Source organism: Rossellomorea orangium, from assembly GCF_019334305.1.
Lineage (GTDB): Bacteria > Bacillota > Bacilli > Bacillales > Bacillaceae_B > Rossellomorea.
The window spans coordinates 384832-400058 of record NZ_JAHWGH010000014.1 but is presented as its reverse complement, the minus strand read 5'-3'; the positions used below and the strand labels follow the sequence as shown (position 1 = coordinate 400058).

At 43.7% G+C, this 15227-nt stretch carries 20 protein-coding genes; 12 read left to right on the top strand and 8 right to left on the bottom strand.

All coding sequences use genetic code 11. The features are described from left to right. Window positions 1-10 precede the first annotated feature (10 nt). From KYJ26_RS11650 to KYJ26_RS11635, 4 genes are all read left to right on the top strand, one after another. Window positions 11-565 (top strand): hypothetical protein, encoded by a 555-nt coding sequence (locus KYJ26_RS11650; RefSeq protein ID WP_219167437.1) that lies wholly within the window; start codon window positions 11-13, stop codon window positions 563-565. A 1150-nt stretch (window positions 566-1715) separates the two neighbouring features. Further along, complete coding sequence (locus tag KYJ26_RS11645) at window positions 1716-3203, top strand: phytoene desaturase family protein (protein WP_219167436.1); 1488 nt, start codon at window positions 1716-1718, stop codon at window positions 3201-3203. A 15-nt stretch (window positions 3204-3218) separates the two neighbouring features. Further along, window positions 3219-3719 carry a glycosyl-4,4'-diaponeurosporenoate acyltransferase CrtO family protein gene (locus tag KYJ26_RS11640; protein ID WP_219167435.1) on the top strand — a complete coding sequence of 167 codons (501 nt, stop codon included), beginning with the start codon at window positions 3219-3221 and terminating at the stop codon, window positions 3717-3719. A 56-nt stretch (window positions 3720-3775) separates the two neighbouring features. Next, entirely contained in the window at window positions 3776-4882 is a 1107-nt protein-coding gene (locus tag KYJ26_RS11635) for a glycosyltransferase family 2 protein (protein ID WP_219167434.1), read from the top strand. 215 nt (window positions 4883-5097) lie between these two features. Here KYJ26_RS11635 and KYJ26_RS11630 read toward each other — a convergent pair whose 3' ends face one another. Beyond that, the gene (locus tag KYJ26_RS11630) at window positions 5098-5358 is read right to left on the bottom strand and encodes a hypothetical protein (RefSeq protein WP_219167433.1); all 261 of its coding nucleotides are present in this window, start codon (window positions 5356-5358) and stop codon (window positions 5098-5100) included. 290 nt (window positions 5359-5648) lie between these two features. On the opposite strand from KYJ26_RS11630, the gene KYJ26_RS11625 reads away from it, so the two are divergent. After that, window positions 5649-5864 carry a hypothetical protein gene (locus KYJ26_RS11625; protein ID WP_219167432.1) on the top strand — a complete coding sequence of 72 codons (216 nt, stop codon included), beginning with the start codon at window positions 5649-5651 and terminating at the stop codon, window positions 5862-5864. An 89-nt stretch (window positions 5865-5953) separates the two neighbouring features. Here the strand turns inward: KYJ26_RS11625 and KYJ26_RS11620 are convergent, their stop codons facing one another. The 6 genes from KYJ26_RS11620 to KYJ26_RS11595 all read right to left on the bottom strand — a co-directional run bounded on the left by KYJ26_RS11620 (window position 5954) and on the right by KYJ26_RS11595 (window position 8364). After that, window positions 5954-6223 carry a DUF3986 family protein gene (locus KYJ26_RS11620; protein WP_219167431.1) on the bottom strand — a complete coding sequence of 90 codons (270 nt, stop codon included), beginning with the start codon at window positions 6221-6223 and terminating at the stop codon, window positions 5954-5956. Between the two features lie 33 nt (window positions 6224-6256). After that, window positions 6257-6481 (bottom strand): hypothetical protein, encoded by a 225-nt coding sequence (locus KYJ26_RS11615; RefSeq protein WP_219167430.1) that lies wholly within the window; start codon window positions 6479-6481, stop codon window positions 6257-6259. A gap of 131 nt (window positions 6482-6612) precedes the next feature. Beyond that, entirely contained in the window at window positions 6613-6960 is a 348-nt protein-coding gene (locus KYJ26_RS11610) for an ABC transporter (protein ID WP_219167429.1), read from the bottom strand. A gap of 47 nt (window positions 6961-7007) precedes the next feature. Beyond that, window positions 7008-7313, bottom strand: a complete 306-nt coding sequence (locus tag KYJ26_RS11605; protein WP_219167428.1) for a hypothetical protein — start codon at window positions 7311-7313, stop codon at window positions 7008-7010. Window positions 7314-7750: 437 nt separating this feature from the next. Further along, on the bottom strand, window positions 7751-7918 hold the full coding sequence (locus KYJ26_RS11600; protein WP_219167427.1) for a hypothetical protein: 168 nt from the start codon (window positions 7916-7918) through the stop codon (window positions 7751-7753). Beyond that, window positions 7915-8364 (bottom strand): hypothetical protein, encoded by a 450-nt coding sequence (locus KYJ26_RS11595; RefSeq protein WP_219167426.1) that lies wholly within the window; start codon window positions 8362-8364, stop codon window positions 7915-7917. Before KYJ26_RS11595 ends, KYJ26_RS11600 begins: the two co-directional genes overlap by 4 nt. 180 nt (window positions 8365-8544) lie before the next feature. Between KYJ26_RS11595 and KYJ26_RS11590 the strand changes: the two genes are divergently transcribed. The 3 genes from KYJ26_RS11590 (at window position 8545) to KYJ26_RS11580 (ending at window position 11341) form a co-directional block, all read left to right on the top strand. Further along, a complete protein-coding gene (locus KYJ26_RS11590; RefSeq protein WP_219167425.1) occupies window positions 8545-9240 on the top strand; it encodes a response regulator transcription factor in 696 nt (231 codons plus the stop codon). Beyond that, window positions 9230-10618, top strand: a complete 1389-nt coding sequence (locus KYJ26_RS11585; protein ID WP_219167424.1) for a sensor histidine kinase — start codon at window positions 9230-9232, stop codon at window positions 10616-10618. Before KYJ26_RS11590 ends, KYJ26_RS11585 begins: the two co-directional genes overlap by 11 nt. Window positions 10619-10855: 237 nt before the next feature. Further along, entirely contained in the window at window positions 10856-11341 is a 486-nt protein-coding gene (locus KYJ26_RS11580; RefSeq protein WP_219167423.1) for an HIT family protein, read from the top strand. 112 nt (window positions 11342-11453) lie between these two features. Here the strand turns inward: KYJ26_RS11580 and KYJ26_RS11575 are convergent, their stop codons facing one another. Next, complete coding sequence (locus KYJ26_RS11575) at window positions 11454-11999, bottom strand: TetR/AcrR family transcriptional regulator (protein ID WP_219167422.1); 546 nt, start codon at window positions 11997-11999, stop codon at window positions 11454-11456. Window positions 12000-12169: 170 nt separating this feature from the next. Here KYJ26_RS11575 and KYJ26_RS11570 point away from each other — a divergent pair, with 170 nt between their 5' ends. From KYJ26_RS11570 to KYJ26_RS11555, 4 genes are all read left to right on the top strand, one after another. Further along, complete coding sequence (locus tag KYJ26_RS11570; protein ID WP_219167421.1) at window positions 12170-13027, top strand: aldo/keto reductase; 858 nt, start codon at window positions 12170-12172, stop codon at window positions 13025-13027. 18 nt (window positions 13028-13045) lie between these two features. Then, a complete protein-coding gene (locus KYJ26_RS11565; protein WP_219167420.1) occupies window positions 13046-13453 on the top strand; it encodes a cupin domain-containing protein in 408 nt (135 codons plus the stop codon). A 235-nt stretch (window positions 13454-13688) separates the two neighbouring features. Further along, window positions 13689-14396, top strand: a complete 708-nt coding sequence (locus KYJ26_RS11560) for a polysaccharide deacetylase family protein (protein ID WP_219167419.1) — start codon at window positions 13689-13691, stop codon at window positions 14394-14396. Window positions 14397-14521: 125 nt separating this feature from the next. Next, a complete protein-coding gene (locus KYJ26_RS11555; protein WP_219167418.1) occupies window positions 14522-14962 on the top strand; it encodes a GNAT family N-acetyltransferase in 441 nt (146 codons plus the stop codon). Window positions 14963-15227 lie beyond the last annotated feature (265 nt).

Here is a 15227-nt window from a genome sequence, read left to right as displayed (position 1 = left end):
AGGGATAATCTTGAAGAAAAGATCAAGAACCTTATACATAGTAATGGGATTAGCTGTATTAATAGCGGCAACTATTGGAAGCATTGCATATAAATTTGACATTGGAAACGACGAAAATACTACCCCACTATTAGAAAAGTACAACAACTATGTTAGTCAAAACGATATAAGAAACTTAGAAGTTCATGATGAAGAATCATATATCTATTCTCTATTTCTAAACGATGATGAAGATAAGTTTGGCATCATTGAGTACTCTGAAGAAGATAGGAAAATAGTAAAAGTAGATAGCCATGATAAGGTATCCTTTGCATTTCTTGATGGTGAGTATAATCATTACATCGGAATTAAGTTTAATAAGTCTCCTGAATCGGTTGGATACTTCGAAGTGATCTTTGATGATGATAGTCAAGAGAGATACAACGTCAATAGTAAGACTGACAAAGAATATACGGACAGCTACATGTCTAAAGTTGATTATGAATTAAATAAAATCAAGTCAATGAAGGTTTACGATCATGAGGGCAATGAGCTGTACTCTGAAGCTATGACAGATGTTGATTAATGTGAAATTCGTACTTAGAAAGTATGAAGAAATGGTTCTGCTTAGGAAAAGCCCAATTGAAAAACTAAATTGTAAATTAGAAAAATCGCGTCCCTACGCGTTTTTCTTTTGTCCATAAAATGGTGCCTGCCCCCCTGAAAGGATAAAGCGTTATCGTAATACTGTATTTTGTACCATCACTATTCGGAACTCGTCACTTGTACAACCAGTTGAAGGGTAGATTCAAACAGCGTACATCCTTAATAAAAATTAATATTCGGGAAATTTTCTCCTTTTGTATGATAAGGTATTATTTGGATTTGAATGGTTTAATCGATAAAGCAGGTGGATGAAGAATAGAGGATTAATTATCAGTGACAATGAGTGGTTTGAAAGAGGGATCAAGCTGGTCTCAAAAGAATCAGGGTACAATTAGGTTTAATTAATATAGATGATAGGATGCAAGAATCGTTTTAACGAAAATGTTATCACAGTAAAAAAATCGAAAAGAGTGAGATAATGCCTATACTTTTCATCATATTATTTCTATTCCTTGTATGTTTTTTCATTAGCTCATGCTTAAATATTTTCCTCAGACTGACAGAAAAAAAACATTGGGCCCTTTCATTTTTTATAAGTTTATTTTTTTCCTTACTGATTACTGCCTTTATTTTTGCAATCTAATAGCGGTCTGTTGAATAGGCTAAAAAGAGGAAAAATAGGATACATACAGTCCATAGATATCATTCCACAAAACTAGTTTCCTAATAAGTATAAGAAAGGACCTCCGTAATATGAGAGGTCCTTTTGTGTTATTGATTTCATCTATGAAGTGCGAGAACCGTCCCGGTGCTTCCCCCGGTGCAAAGATAAAGAAGGGTTATGCCTCTTTTCCGTGGAATACTAGAGATAGTAGAAAACCTAACGATCCTTACCTATTCTTATCAAACTCTCTACATGCTGCCTGAAACGGAAGCCCCTCTATATTGAACCATCCTCCAACCACATTCCACGTTTTTTATTACATGAAGTTAGGGTATAAGAAAAGTACAAAAGATACAGACTTGATATATTGGAAAAAGCACTGGCTCAAGGCCAGGCATACATTGAACGTGTCTTAGATAAACATACATACCCCAAACAAGATTTCCGAACAGGAGGAACGGAACCATTGAAAAATAAAACGGTACTGATCATTGGAGGGGGACTCGGCGGGGTGTCGGCGGCCATTACGCTCGCACAGGCGGGATACGATGTCTCCTTATATGAAAAAAACACTCACATTGGAGGAAAGTTGAACCGGCTCGAGCAAGACGGCTTTGGGTTTGATCTTGGTCCGTCCATTTTGACGATGCCGCAGATCTTTGAGAAATTGTTTGCGGCCAGCGGTAAATCGATGAAGGATTATGTCCAGATTGAGAGGCTGGATCATCAATGGCGTTCCTTCTTCCCCGATGGAAATGTCATAGACTTGTATGAAGATTTGAACGACATGCTGGAGAAGAATGCCTCTCTCAGTGAAAAGGACATTCGTGAATATCAACGCCTGCTGGAGCATTCGAAGACTCATTACGATATGACGGATAAAACGTTATTTAAAGGGGCGGATACGGCAAAAGGAATCGTCAAGAAGGCGGGACTGTTCAGTGTCATGAAGAACATTGACCTGATGTCCACGGTGCATAAATCCCTCGATAAGCGGATCAGTCATGAGCAGTTTCGCGATATGCTCTCTTATTTTATCAAGTATGTGGGTTCGTCCCCTTACGATGCGCCGGCCGTGATGAATATGATGATCTACATGCAGCATGACCAGGGAGCATGGTATGTTCCCGGCGGTTTGCATAAGCTCGCGGATGCGCTTGTGAAGCTTGCGGAAGAAGTGGGGGTGACTTTCCACCTTGGACGGCAGATCGTCAAACTTGAAAAGAAGGATGGCGACATTACCGGAGCCGTATTGGATGACGGGACACGGGTGACGGCCGATCACTATGTGTCCAATATGGAAGTCATACCGGTGTACGAGCGATTGCTGGAGGAAGACAGCGATTATATTGAAAAATTAAAAACGAAATTCGAACCGGCGAGTTCCGGTCTTGTCATGCATCTCGGTGTAAAGAAGAGTTATCCGCAGCTTCGTCATCACAATTTCTTTTTCGCTGAAAATATGAAGGCGCAAATGGAATCGATCTTCCATCGTCATGAACTGCCGGCCGATCCGGTCATTTATCTGGTCAATGTGAATAAGACTGATCCGACACAGGCCCCTGCAGGACATGAGAATATCAAGGTGCTTCCGCATATTCCATTTATCCGGGATGAGAATCCGTATACGCAAGGGGACTATGAACAATTTGCTGAGCGGGTCCTGATCAAGTTGGAGAAAATGGGTCTTGATGGCTTGCGTGAGAACATTGTCACGAGGGATATGTGGACACCGGAAGATATCAGGCGTACATATGGTTCCGACCGCGGGGCGATTTATGGGACGGTGTCCGATAGTAAGAAGAATAAAGGGTTGAAGCATCCGAAGCAGAGTGAACGGTACGACAATCTTTATTTTGTAGGTGGGACGGTGAACCCGGGTGGCGGAATGCCGATGGTGACGTTAAGCGGCCAGCTTGTCGGTGAGAAGATTATGGAGAGGGATTCTGGATAACAAAGGGGTGATGTCATGATTGTCTCGCTTCCTGACTATTGGATTATCATCCTTGATGTGGTTGCCTGGACGTTCTTTCATCTCTTCATTTCGGCCCTTTGCTTGAAACTGCCGTTGGCGTGGTTCTTGCAAGACCATTTCTGGTTCAGGACGTTCCCTTTTGAACAGTGCGGGGCATTGTGGCAGCGGTTATTCCGGGTGAAAGCGTGGAAGGGTTTGATTCTGGACGGCACGATTTTTCTCAAAAAGGGATACAGTAAAAAGGGTTTGCATGGGACGAAGTCGAGGGACTTGATGGTATTTGCGGCGGAAACGAAACGTGCGGAATTGACTCATTGGCTCTCCATTCTTCCTGCTCCGCTGTTCTTCATATGGAATCCCGTATGGGCAGGGTGGGGGATGGTTCTGTATGCCCTTGTTTTTAACCTTCCGATTATTGTGGTTCAGCGGTACAATCGGGGGCGGATATCGGCGATTACGTCTGGTGTTGGGAAGAAATCAAGCAGGCTATTGTAAGGAAATGCAGCTACATAAAGCACGGTGGTGAGTTTTACAGGAAGGAGGAGGGTGGCATGACAACTTCAGAAGTGATCAATCTCATCCTGGGTGTCCTGGGGGTGATCATTGGCATGATCGTGTTTTGGTCGTTGCCGGTTCCACGATTCACCTCCAAACATACGGCGGGGTTGCCGTTTGTGTCCATCATTATCCCTGCCCGGAATGAAGAAGGCAGGATCTCCCCGTTATTGAAGTCGTTGCAGGAGCAGCGATACAAGGGATTTGAAGTTCTGTTGGTGGATGACGATTCATCGGATCGTACCGTTGATGTCGCAGAAAGATACGGTGTCACGGTCCTGCAGAATAACGGGGCAGGGAAATCGTCTGCCTGCTGGCGGGGTGCCAAGGAGGCTAAAGGGGATTGGCTGCTGTTCCTGGATGCCGATACCCGGTTCATGAATGTGGATGGATTACGGAATCTTTTGCATGTCTACGAGAGGAAAGGAGCGAGGGGAATCCTCGCCTTGCAGCCCTATCACACCGTGGAGCGTGTGTATGAACATCTCTCCATCGTTTTTAACATCATCGTCGTGGTGGGGATGAATCTATTCACCCTCTGGGGATCTCGGTTTAAAGCCGCCGGCTCGTTCGGACCATGTATTCTATGTAATCGAGACGATTATTTTTTATCCGGCGGGCATGAAAAGATTGAGGGCGCCATCATGGATGATCTGGCACTGGGAGAGGCCTTTCTTGAGCAGAATCTTCCCGTTCGCTGCCTGGGCGGCAGGGGGATCATTTCGTTCCGCATGTATCCGGAAGGAGTGGGGAGCCTGATCGAAGGCTGGTGCAAAAGTTTTGCCGTCGGTTCCAAGTCCACTCATCCTGTTGTCATGCTGATGGTCATCTTATGGATTACGGGGAGTTTAACGAGCGCGTCTTCATTGATCTCTTCGATGATAGAGGGAAGTATTGCCGCTATGATCGTCTATGGAGTATTGTATATCCTCTATGGCGTTCAAACAGCATGGTTTGCCCGCAGGGTCGGGAATTTCAGATGGGGGTATTTCCCTTTTTATCCTTTGTTCTTTTTATTCTTTGTGGTGATTTTCCTTTATTCTTTTGTACGGGTGAATGTGTTTCATTCGGTGCAGTGGAAGGGGCGGAAGATCAAGGTGTGAGAAGACCTCTTTTCGAGAGCGATAGACCGGGGGACCTTTCCCCGTGGCCTTCCAGATAGTTGAATGAGTCGTGAAAAGAAAGTTGCCTGACCCCAGTAGGTCAGACATCTTTTTTTTGTTTAGGATGGAAGGTCAACGAAAAGGTACATCGAAGAAATGGAGTGTGGGTCATGGTGAGAGGGAACGAAGAGTAAACTTTTTTAGATAAATGACGATTACCTTTCAGCTCGATTCTCAAGGTTGAAAACCCGTTTATCAATATTGGTGATTCTTGTGTTCAGATAATGGAAGTCTGTTTCAGAACGTTGGTTTCCTACTTTTAACATAGCAATGACATCTTCTGTCTGCGACGTTTCAATTCGATTGACTGTTTCCTTTACTTCTTTCAAATCATTACCGAATTCCTTCAGATTACGATCGAACTCTTTCATGTTCTGTTGAATATCGGATAACATGTTCAGAATTTGCTTGTCCATTTTTTTCACCTCCTTTCTCCTATTATAGTGGAAATGCAGTGATGATTCTAGCCTGTTAGTGTGCGAACTGGTATGCCAAAGGGTCAGGTCCCTTGTTACTACATAAATAATTTAAGGTTCCCTTAAGCTTCCTTTAAGTTTCTTATTAGGTTGGTCATGTATCTTTCTTTTATGGACCCAATAGCGGATATCTTTTCATTGTTATTGAGGGATCTTACAAAGAGAGGAGAAGGGCTTGTGAAACGGATATGTGGAAACACAACAAACCCACTAACGAGAGAAGGATGATCATGATGGAGAAGCAAAAAGAAACCCTGACCTTTCTGGGGTGCTTTCTCATGTTCCCACTCCTGTTTATCGCGAGCTTTATCGTATGGGGAGCTGTGATTCAAGGCAATCGACTATGGTCCTTATTAACAGACGCGTTGTCTATTATAGGAATCTCTTACATCCTCACCAGTATGATGTTTGGTTTTATGATGAGGAAGCGGGCCAGAAATGGATAATCATGAAGGTGAATGTTGGTAGAAAGATAGGGTAGGCTAATGAATGTTTCTGATAGATAAAAAAGAAGCACGAGAACCGTCCTTGTGCTTCAAACTAACTGTTGTTCATTTAAAAATGCCTCAAATAGATCAGTACCTTGTTCCACAGATAAATCTTCGCTTTCAGTGGGATAAATGCCAATCAATAAGCCGAAATTTTTGATAGCAGGATATCCTTCTTGGATATTGAGTTTATAATAATCATTGTCAAAGAACATACACCAAATGTTTTGATCTTTTACTTTATAAAAAATGGCTTCTATGTCATTTTGATTTTTATAATACCCTACATGTAAATGATAACGATCATCGAAAATCAATTTGAAGATCAACTCCTGATAAATGTATAGATGCTACTCTTTTCTTTTATGAAGGTAATTCGCTATTTGTTCAGTAGAATAAAAGATCAGTAACCCTGCAGATAACATAACAAAAGAGCTGCTGATGAGGGGTTTGTTTGTTGTCACTTCAAAGAGTGCATTGATAAGAAGAGTCATTCCCCAAAAGATGAATGTACTCAGAATGGCTGCATCTACACTTTTCTTGTTAATACGTTCATCCTTTTTAAAAAACATCATGCTAACCCCCTTATATTAAATGAACCTTGAATTGAAAGAAATGATTAAATAGAGACGGTACCTAGAAGTAGAACCGTCCCTGGCTCATTCCCGGATGTCAATGCATGCTTCTGTTAACAAGGTCCGTCCCTCTAATTCTTCCACCTTATTGATTTCTTGAATTCATTCAATGCGTGCTTGGAGTAATCATCTCCATAGGTGAGGATGATGTTGTATATGATTTCTTGTTCTTGTGCTAGGATTGGATGCACTTCTGTTGTATTGGCTTTTGTATAGACGGCATGAAGGAAGTCTATCATTTCTCCAATTAAGAAGGCATTTTTCAATTTTGTAAACTCTTTAACGACGACTGGTATATAGTGAAAAGCCTCCTCAGAAGTCATGTTCTCGGTGATCTCTTCAAAAGATCGACTGAAATACCATTCATCCTGATCCAGATTCTCCTGCCAGTTAATCAATATTTCATGTAGTGATTTCATGGAACTTCTCCTTTACTTATATTTAAATCATAGGAGGGAATCCTCACTCAGCCCCACCACATAGATAAAACAAATAGGGACCAAGTAGACGTTAGTAGCATGGAAACCACCATCATGAACAAGTACAGATAGGCTTTCTCTTTATCAATCTTGTTCTTTATGATCAATGTAATGATGAATAATAGTGAAAATAAATATAGGATAATGCTGAAAATTGTAAGGAAGGTTAGGTAGTGTACTGGGAGAGTACTAGGAAAATGGTTATGTAAGAAATAGGCTATATCCTGGCCGAATATGCCTAATGCTGTTGCTATCATGAACATGGCACTGATAAAAACCTGACTTTTCTTCATCCAGATTCTCCTTTTGAAAGAGTGTTCAAGCTATTAGTTAATATAATCGTGAAGCGCGGGGCAGTCCACGTGCTTTTTCTATATAGGGATCAGGGAAAGCACCAGAGCCGATAAATAGACGGAGAAATTCCGCTTAATTCGTCATGGCAACTAAAAAAGAGCTGAAATAGGCGGAAGAATTCCGCCTATTGCCTCACAAAATACAATAACGGCTGCTTTTTCTTTTCATAAGCGGAAAACCTCCGCTTATTTACCCGAGAAACAAGCTCCCTTCTGAATATAACCGGAAAATCTCCGGTTATTTTACTTCTGCGGGTTCCTCTATAAAGGGCAAGAAATCTTATTAATAGATAATAAACTGTATCAAAAAGTATTGGATATGAGGTCCTTTCTCCATGTTCATTGCATCCATGAAGCACGGAAACCGCCCCCATGCGTCACTCTCTTATTCTATAAAATAAATACGCATCCACAAACCCAATGATGGCGACAAGTGAATAACCCAGCGCGCTCTCCACATCATTGCTTTTCATTGCAGCATAAACAAAGATAAGACCGATCACCATTAGAATGGAACAAATGACTTTACTTCTTTTACTCATCATTTTCGTATGTACCGCCTATTCAAAACCTCTCTCGCCGCTCGATGATCAGGCACCAGCACGAGCATCCGTTTCGCCGTCTCAAATGCTTCCTCTTCACCGACTACAGGATTCGGTATTTTATGTAAAAACAATAGATTCGAAAGATAGCCGACCTCTTTCCGGTCCGTCAATTCCACGCACCGCCTGGCATGATAGAGGGCGGCATAGTACGCACCGTCCAGGTAGCTTAGTGGATTCACCATTAAGCGAAACGCCATATCATGCAGCTCAACGGTCTCTTTCTCGACGAGTAAACTCATGATGAATGAGTAGTTCGCTATGCTTGAATCGCTGAAGGCGATATTCATTAGTTCTTCGTTCAGTTCTCTCTGGGAGAGTTCTTTCGTTCTTTGTTTGGCTTCTTCAAATTGTCCTTTTAATATGAATTCATCCAGTTGTTTGGTCATGTTTTTCTCACCTGCTCGACTCGTTTCGTTGAATTGGCCTATCTGACCACAATGTATTCATTGTACACAATTTTCTTCATCCCAATCTTAACGCAACCTTAAATGTCGTTTGATTCTCAAAAAACATCGGGGCTTTCATGGTAAAATAGGATGATATTTTATAAGACTGGGAGTAACGCTATGGCAGAGTTAATTTATATTGCAGAAGATGATGTGGAAATTAATGAATTGGTCACCCTTCATTTGCGGAATGAGGGGTATCGTGTGGAGCAGGCCTATGATGGGGAAGAGGTGATCCTGAAGTGCAGGGAGAAGCGCCCGACCCTTCTGATCCTGGATCTGATGATGCCGAAAGTGGACGGGTTTCAGGTGATCCAGGAAGTCCGGAAATGCTGTAAGGTTCCGATCATGCTCTTGACGGCGCGGGCGGATGATGCTGATAAAGTATTGGGATTCGGGCTCGGAGCTGATGATTATGTCGTGAAGCCCTTCAGTATGGTGGAGCTCGTGTCGAGGGTGAATGCCCAGATCCGGCGGTATACGGATTACAGTGTGGGGGAAGGAAACCGTTTGATTCGAAACGGATCCCTCGAATATGACCCCGTAAAACAAACAGTGACGAAGGACGGGGAGCGTCTACTGTTGACCCCGAAGGAGACAAAGATGCTGTCGATTTTCATGAAGAATGTGAACCGGTTGTATACGAAGGCCCAGCTGTATGAGCTTGTATGGAACACGGATTACATCGGTGACAGTAATACGATCATGGTCCATATCAGCCGGATCAGGGAGCAGATTGAAAGGGATCCGCGCTATCCGGCCTACATCACGACCGTGAAGGGCCTCGGCTACCGGATGGAGAACCATGAAGACTAATCCGATCCTCCTTAAAAAATCTATTTCTATCACGAAACAATTCTTTATCAATTATTCGCTACTGTTCATCATCCTCCTTGTAGTAGGGACGTTCACCCTCTTGGCGAACTACGTGTATGTGGAGACCGTCTATGAGGACCTTGATCAGGATTTCCTCCAGGGAGTGTATGAAGATGCGAAGAAAGACGGGATGAAAGAGGCTTTCACGAAGAATGAACTGCCGGATCATGCGTACCTGGAATTGGTCAGCACCGGGTATGAGGTGACCGACCAATTCAATAGTCCTCATAAGGTCGGATTTGCGTACGGACTGGATGCCTTTCTGAAGCATACCGACACGTACGAAACAGATTTATTCATACCGGAAAAAGGGGACGAGTATCTGTTACTCTACTTCCCCGCAGATGACTACTTCCAATTGGATGACGTGTTCTTCTTCACCATCATCTTCTTTATGGTGTGTTTGATCTCGATTCTGTATTGGTATGTGAAGAGGACATCGGTCCAGCTCATTCAGCCGATTCAAAAGCTTCTAAAGGGAATTGATTCCATTTCTGCAGGAAACTACGGGGAGAAAATCGAGTTCGAGGCCAATCAGGAATTGAACGAGTTAAAGCAGAAGATCAACCAAATGGCCGAGACAATCGGGACGGAAATCAGTTTGAAGGAAAGGTCCGAACAGCTGAGGAAGCAGCTCATCCTGGACATTTCCCATGATCTGAAGACTCCCTTGACCAATATCCAGGGCTATGCTGAAACGTTGAACAGCTTTACCCATCTGAATCGAGAAGATCAGCAGAAATATACCGACATCATCATATCCAACAGCCAACGGGCGAACCGGTTGATTCATGATCTGTTCGACCTGTCTCACATGGATGTGGACTGCGACTCACTCTGCCGGAGGGAACAGGATATGGCTGAATGGCTCCGGACTCTGTTGTCTTCTTATGTGGAAGAGTTAGAGGAAAAGGGGATAGAGTATGAATTTGATATCACCGAGGCACCTCTCGTGGTGACATTCGACTCTTCCAAACTAGAGAGGGCCATGACGAATATTCTTCAAAACGGAATGATGTACAGTGATGGATATTTGTCGGTTTCCCTCTGTGAGAAGCAGAACGAGGCTGTCATGATCATCGAGGACCTTGGAACAGGAATCCCTCACGACTACCATGAAAAGATATTCGAACCATTTGTACGGATGGACGCCTCGAGGAATGGGGAAACCGGCGGAACGGGACTCGGACTCGCCATTGCGAAGAAAATCATCGAGCAAAATGGTGGAACGATTGAGTTGGATGGAGAATATGAAAAGGGATGCCGGTTTGTGGTGAGGTTTAGGAAGCATGGGGACGGTTCTGTTGCTTCTTTTTAACAGGATCCGTCCACGCATTTTTTTGAAAAGCCACGGGGGCAGTGAACCGTGGCTTTCTTTTTTAGTTAGAGGCTCTGTTAAAACGAAATGTTAATCTCAAGTTTTAGAAAGTATTTATCATCAGCGAATTGAATATAATTCCAAGTGTCAAACCTATGATACACTTAGGATAAACTAGCTTTGAGTTGTTATCTTGAATTAGCAGGAACTATACTATTATGTGTTCGGAGGAATCGCTTGAGAAAAATCACCTTATCAAATGGAGAAACAGTAGAAGTGGAATGTCTTAGTTGTGCATTAACAAGTGGAATGATTGAACCAGACGGCGGTGTGGTCATTGAAACAGAGCACTTTCATGCTCATCAAGATGTCGCATATCCTATTAGAGGATTAATAATTTTAGCTTCTAAAAGACACATTAAATGTTTGGATGAATTAACCGAACCAGAGAGGTTAGATTACATAAACATTCTATCAAAGATTAGAAAAGCGCAAAGAGAAGCTTTAGGTATTGAATATGTCTACTATTTCTACAATGAGGACACTACTCATCATTTTCATATTTGGATGGTTCCTAGATATGATTGGATGTATGAATTTGGACGTTCAGTTGAGTCGGTCCGACCAGTATTACTACACGCTAGAGATGAATTGAATGACAAAAGAAATGTTAAAGAAGTAATGGAAGCCATCAACATCCTTACCGAAGAGTTAAATAAATAATCTAAAGGAACTTCCTTAAAATGGAAGTTCCTTTTTTCTACTTATCAACATTTAACTTTAACAGAGCCTAGTTAGAAGAAGAACAAGCCAAGGGACCTGTCCCCATGGCCCTTCACAAATTCCGGTCCAACAAACTCCCCATCTGACCCGCCACAACTTCTGCGGGTTCAGAGAGTCCCCCGGTAATCCACGCTTCTACGATTTCAACGATGGCGGCTCCAAAGAACTTCAGCACGAGTTCTTTGCTCATTCCCTGATTGATTCCTTCGGTAACATCGACATCCGCCTCTAATTCTTCGATGACAAAGGCGAGGAAGCTGGTGCGGAATGTTGGTGCGCCTTTACTGGACAGGATGGTGGTGAAGAAGGCTTCATTCTGCTGGAAATAGTCGAACCAGATCATATTGCCTTCCTCGTAGCTCAGATCGGCTGCATCTTGACACAGTTTCCGTAGCTCATGGATATGCTCTTCGATGAGGCGGTCCAGTATATCGAATTTGTCGAGATAGTGGTCGTAGATGGTTCGGCGGCCGACGTTGGCCCGGTCGGAGATGTCCTGGATGGTGATATGGTCAAAGCCTTTCTCCGACATCAATTGAATGAATGCCCCTTTGATGGCTTCTTGTGTTTTCTGTACCCTGCGGTCGATCTTGGTCATGGGCAACTCCTTTATTGTTTTCGTACAATATGGTCTTCGTTGTGCGATAACGCACAGATCAAGGTGTTTTGATCATTGAAGATGTCTCTATGTCGTTTTATATTATACACAGATGTGCGGTATCGTATCAATATACGATTTCGTTTTTATAAAAGAAGGGAGACGATGATATGTTCAATGAAAAAAGCAAATTATCAAACGGGGTTGAAATCCCGATGCTTGGTCTCGGGACTTGGCTCTTAGATGACGAGCAAACATCGAAGGCGGTTCAGGAGGCGATCTCCATCGGGTATCGTCACATTGATACGGCCCAGGCGTATGAAAACGAAGCAGGAGTCGGCGAAGGGATTCGCTTGAGCGGCGTGGCGAGGGAAGAGATCTTCATCACATCGAAGGTAGCGGGAGAGGCGAAGACGTATGAAGCGGTGGCGGAATCGATCGATGCGTCCTTAGAGAAGCTTGGAATGGACTATATCGATCTGATGATCGTCCATAGCCCGCAGCCGTGGGCGGAGTTCCGTGAAGAGAACCGTTATTTTGAAGAGAACAGAAATGTGTGGAAGGCGCTGGAGGATGCGTATGAAGCCGGGAAGGTGAAGGCGATCGGCCTGTCCAACTTCCTTCAAGATGATGTCGAAAACATCCTCGAGCACTCGAAAGTCAAGCCGATGGTCAACCAGATCCTCGCTCACGTAAGCCATACCCCGACGGAGCTCATCGAATTCTGTCAGGAGAGCGGCATTCTCGTAGAAGCTTACTCTCCGATTGGCCACGGTGCCGTTCTAGAACATGAAGAAGTAAAGGCCATGGCAGAACAATACGGGGTGAGCGTGGCTCAGCTTTGCCTGCGCTATGACATCCAGCTTGGACTTGTGGTCATTCCAAAAACAGCGAATCCTGATCATATGAAGAATAACGCCGAGCTTGATTTCATCATCAGCGATTCAGACATGGAAGCATTGAAGCAGGTGAAAAGTCTTGAAAGCTACGGGGAGCACGACTTCTTCCCAGTCTTCAGCAAAAAATAATAGAAGGGGGATTGCCTTATGGCAAAGCATGAAGAATTGAAAGACGGGGGCTTGTTCCCTGTTGGAGATAAGAATGAAGCATTTGCCCAGTATTTTGTTGGGGAGAGTTATCTGAAGGGTCTGGTGTTTGATCCCAAGGTGAGTGTCGGGGTCGGGAACGTCACGTTCGAACCCGGGTGCCGGAATAACTGGCACGTCCATCGCGATGGCTATCAGGTGCTGTTGGTCACCGGGGGAGAAGGATGGTATCAGGAAGAAGGAAAAGAAGCTCAGTTCTTGAAAGCCGGCGATGTCGTTGTTACCCATGACGGCATCAAGCACTGGCACGGTGCGACGAAGGACAGCTGGTTCTCGCATGTAGCCATCACGGCCGGGAAGCCTGAGTGGCTGGAGCCGGTTTCGGATGAGTGGTATGAGGAACTGTAAGGGTGAATAGAGTTTGTTCTGATGAAGGATAGGTTAAATAAGGGACGGATTTCCTGATTGTTATTTTGGAAGCAGGAGAACCGTCCCTGCGTTTGCGCCTCACTCCCTGTTTTGGAGTGGGGCTTTATTGTATCTATTATTTTGAAGTATGATAGAGGGGGGATTCTACTAATTAAAGGAAGCTAAAGAATCGGCCCCAGGCTTCATTCAAACGTAAAAGGGGAAATCACAACGGATGAAAAAGAAACTTATATTTATCGGGACAGTCATTTTGATCATTTTCTTCTTATTATTCGGTACGTTTAAATTGATGAACGCCAGAACGTTTCAATTCTTTGGAGGGCTGACAGATAAGGTGGAAACCAATCAAAAAGTGGTGGCATTAACGTTTGATGACGGTCCAACTGAGAATGTAGATGAGATTATCACATTGTTAGAGGAGTATGATATCAAAGCCACATTCTTTCTGATCGGGAATGAGATAGAAGAACAACCTGAAGAAGCGAAGAAACTGGTAGAAGAAGGTCATCAGATCGGAAATCATACGTATTCCCATCACCGGATGATTTTGAAATCACCTTCGTTCATTAAGGAAGAGATTGAAAAAACAGACGATCTGATTCGAAAAGCCGGCTATTCGGGGGAAATTGACTTTCGACCGCCAAACGGGAAAAAGATTGTGGGATTGCCTTATTATTTATCGAAGCATGATCGAGACACGATCATGTGGAATATTGAACCGGATACGTTTTATACGGTTGCTGCCGATAAAATAGAATACGTGAATGACAATGTCACACCGGGCTCGATTATTTTACTGCATGCGATGTATGACAAGACTGGTGAGGAATTGAAGACTCTTGAAGGGGTCATACAATCATTGGCAGAAGAAGGATATGAATTTGTAACGGTGAATGAGCTTCAGGGATTGGAGAGGGAATAGTGTTGGTGAATTGTTCAACGGAAGCAAGAGAACCGTCCCCCTGCTTCCCGTGGTACAATAGTGAAAAATGAGCCAAGGTACCTGTCCCGGTGGCTCTTTAAACCATAAAAGAGGTGGCCAATTTCATGAGCTGGAAAGTAAAGAGCTTTACAGATCTATCAACCCACGAGCTATACGAACTATTACAAGTAAGGACTGAGGTTTTCGTCGTGGAGCAGGAATGCGCCTACCTTGAAGTTGATGGTAAGGATCTGCATTCCTATCATCTTTATAGGGAAGAAAATGGTGAGGTTGTTGCCTATGCTAGGCTCTTGCCTGCAGGGGTATCGTATGAGCAACCGTCCATTGGGAGAGTCCTCGTAAAGGAAGGTTATCGCGGGAAAGGGTTGGCAAACGAGTTAGTGAAAAGAGGGTTGGCATTCATTCATGAAGAGTGGGGGCAGCAACAGGTGAAGATTCAGGCTCAGGAATATCTGCGGGAGTTCTATGGATCATTTGGATTCAGGGCGATCACGGAAACCTATCTGGATGATGGGATTCCGCATATTGATATGATTTTGGAGTAGGCTTTAGTTTAATACCGTTGCAAGGAAAGCCATGGGGACAGGTCCCATGGCTTTCTGTTTTTTATTTGGAAAACAGGCCAAGGTACCTGTCCCCCCGGCTCCTTCTTGGGAAATCGAAATGATTGTATAGACCTGGTCTATTTATACTGCGTATTCACTTTAAATGGAAATGTCGGAGAGGGTCGAAACGTGGGCCAAATGGTATATCTTGCGAATCAGCCCGGGTTCCGTTCCTGCCGTTACATCCTTCTGCCGTTTTTAAATC

Excerpts from the sequence above, each read along its gene's own strand:
- KYJ26_RS11640 (WP_219167435.1), top strand. The coding sequence starts at position 3,219 with ATGATTGTCTCGCTTCCTGACTATTGGATTATCATCCTTGATGTGGTT.
- KYJ26_RS11635 (WP_219167434.1), top strand. The coding sequence starts at position 3,776 with ATGACAACTTCAGAAGTGATCAATCTCATCCTGGGTGTCCTGGGGGTG.
- KYJ26_RS11630 (WP_219167433.1), bottom strand. The coding sequence starts at position 5,358 with ATGGACAAGCAAATTCTGAACATGTTATCCGATATTCAACAGAACATG.
- KYJ26_RS11625 (WP_219167432.1), top strand. The coding sequence starts at position 5,649 with ATGATGGAGAAGCAAAAAGAAACCCTGACCTTTCTGGGGTGCTTTCTC.
- KYJ26_RS11615 (WP_219167430.1), bottom strand. The coding sequence starts at position 6,481 with ATGATGTTTTTTAAAAAGGATGAACGTATTAACAAGAAAAGTGTAGAT.
- KYJ26_RS11610 (WP_219167429.1), bottom strand. The coding sequence starts at position 6,960 with ATGAAATCACTACATGAAATATTGATTAACTGGCAGGAGAATCTGGAT.
- KYJ26_RS11605 (WP_219167428.1), bottom strand. The coding sequence starts at position 7,313 with ATGAAGAAAAGTCAGGTTTTTATCAGTGCCATGTTCATGATAGCAACA.
- KYJ26_RS11600 (WP_219167427.1), bottom strand. The coding sequence starts at position 7,918 with ATGATGAGTAAAAGAAGTAAAGTCATTTGTTCCATTCTAATGGTGATC.
- KYJ26_RS11595 (WP_219167426.1), bottom strand. The coding sequence starts at position 8,364 with ATGACCAAACAACTGGATGAATTCATATTAAAAGGACAATTTGAAGAA.
- KYJ26_RS11590 (WP_219167425.1), top strand. The coding sequence starts at position 8,545 with ATGGCAGAGTTAATTTATATTGCAGAAGATGATGTGGAAATTAATGAA.
- KYJ26_RS11585 (WP_219167424.1), top strand. The coding sequence starts at position 9,230 with ATGAAGACTAATCCGATCCTCCTTAAAAAATCTATTTCTATCACGAAA.
- KYJ26_RS11575 (WP_219167422.1), bottom strand. The coding sequence starts at position 11,999 with ATGACCAAGATCGACCGCAGGGTACAGAAAACACAAGAAGCCATCAAA.
- KYJ26_RS11570 (WP_219167421.1), top strand. The coding sequence starts at position 12,170 with ATGTTCAATGAAAAAAGCAAATTATCAAACGGGGTTGAAATCCCGATG.
- KYJ26_RS11565 (WP_219167420.1), top strand. The coding sequence starts at position 13,046 with ATGGCAAAGCATGAAGAATTGAAAGACGGGGGCTTGTTCCCTGTTGGA.
- KYJ26_RS11560 (WP_219167419.1), top strand. The coding sequence starts at position 13,689 with ATGAAAAAGAAACTTATATTTATCGGGACAGTCATTTTGATCATTTTC.
- KYJ26_RS11555 (WP_219167418.1), top strand. The coding sequence starts at position 14,522 with ATGAGCTGGAAAGTAAAGAGCTTTACAGATCTATCAACCCACGAGCTA.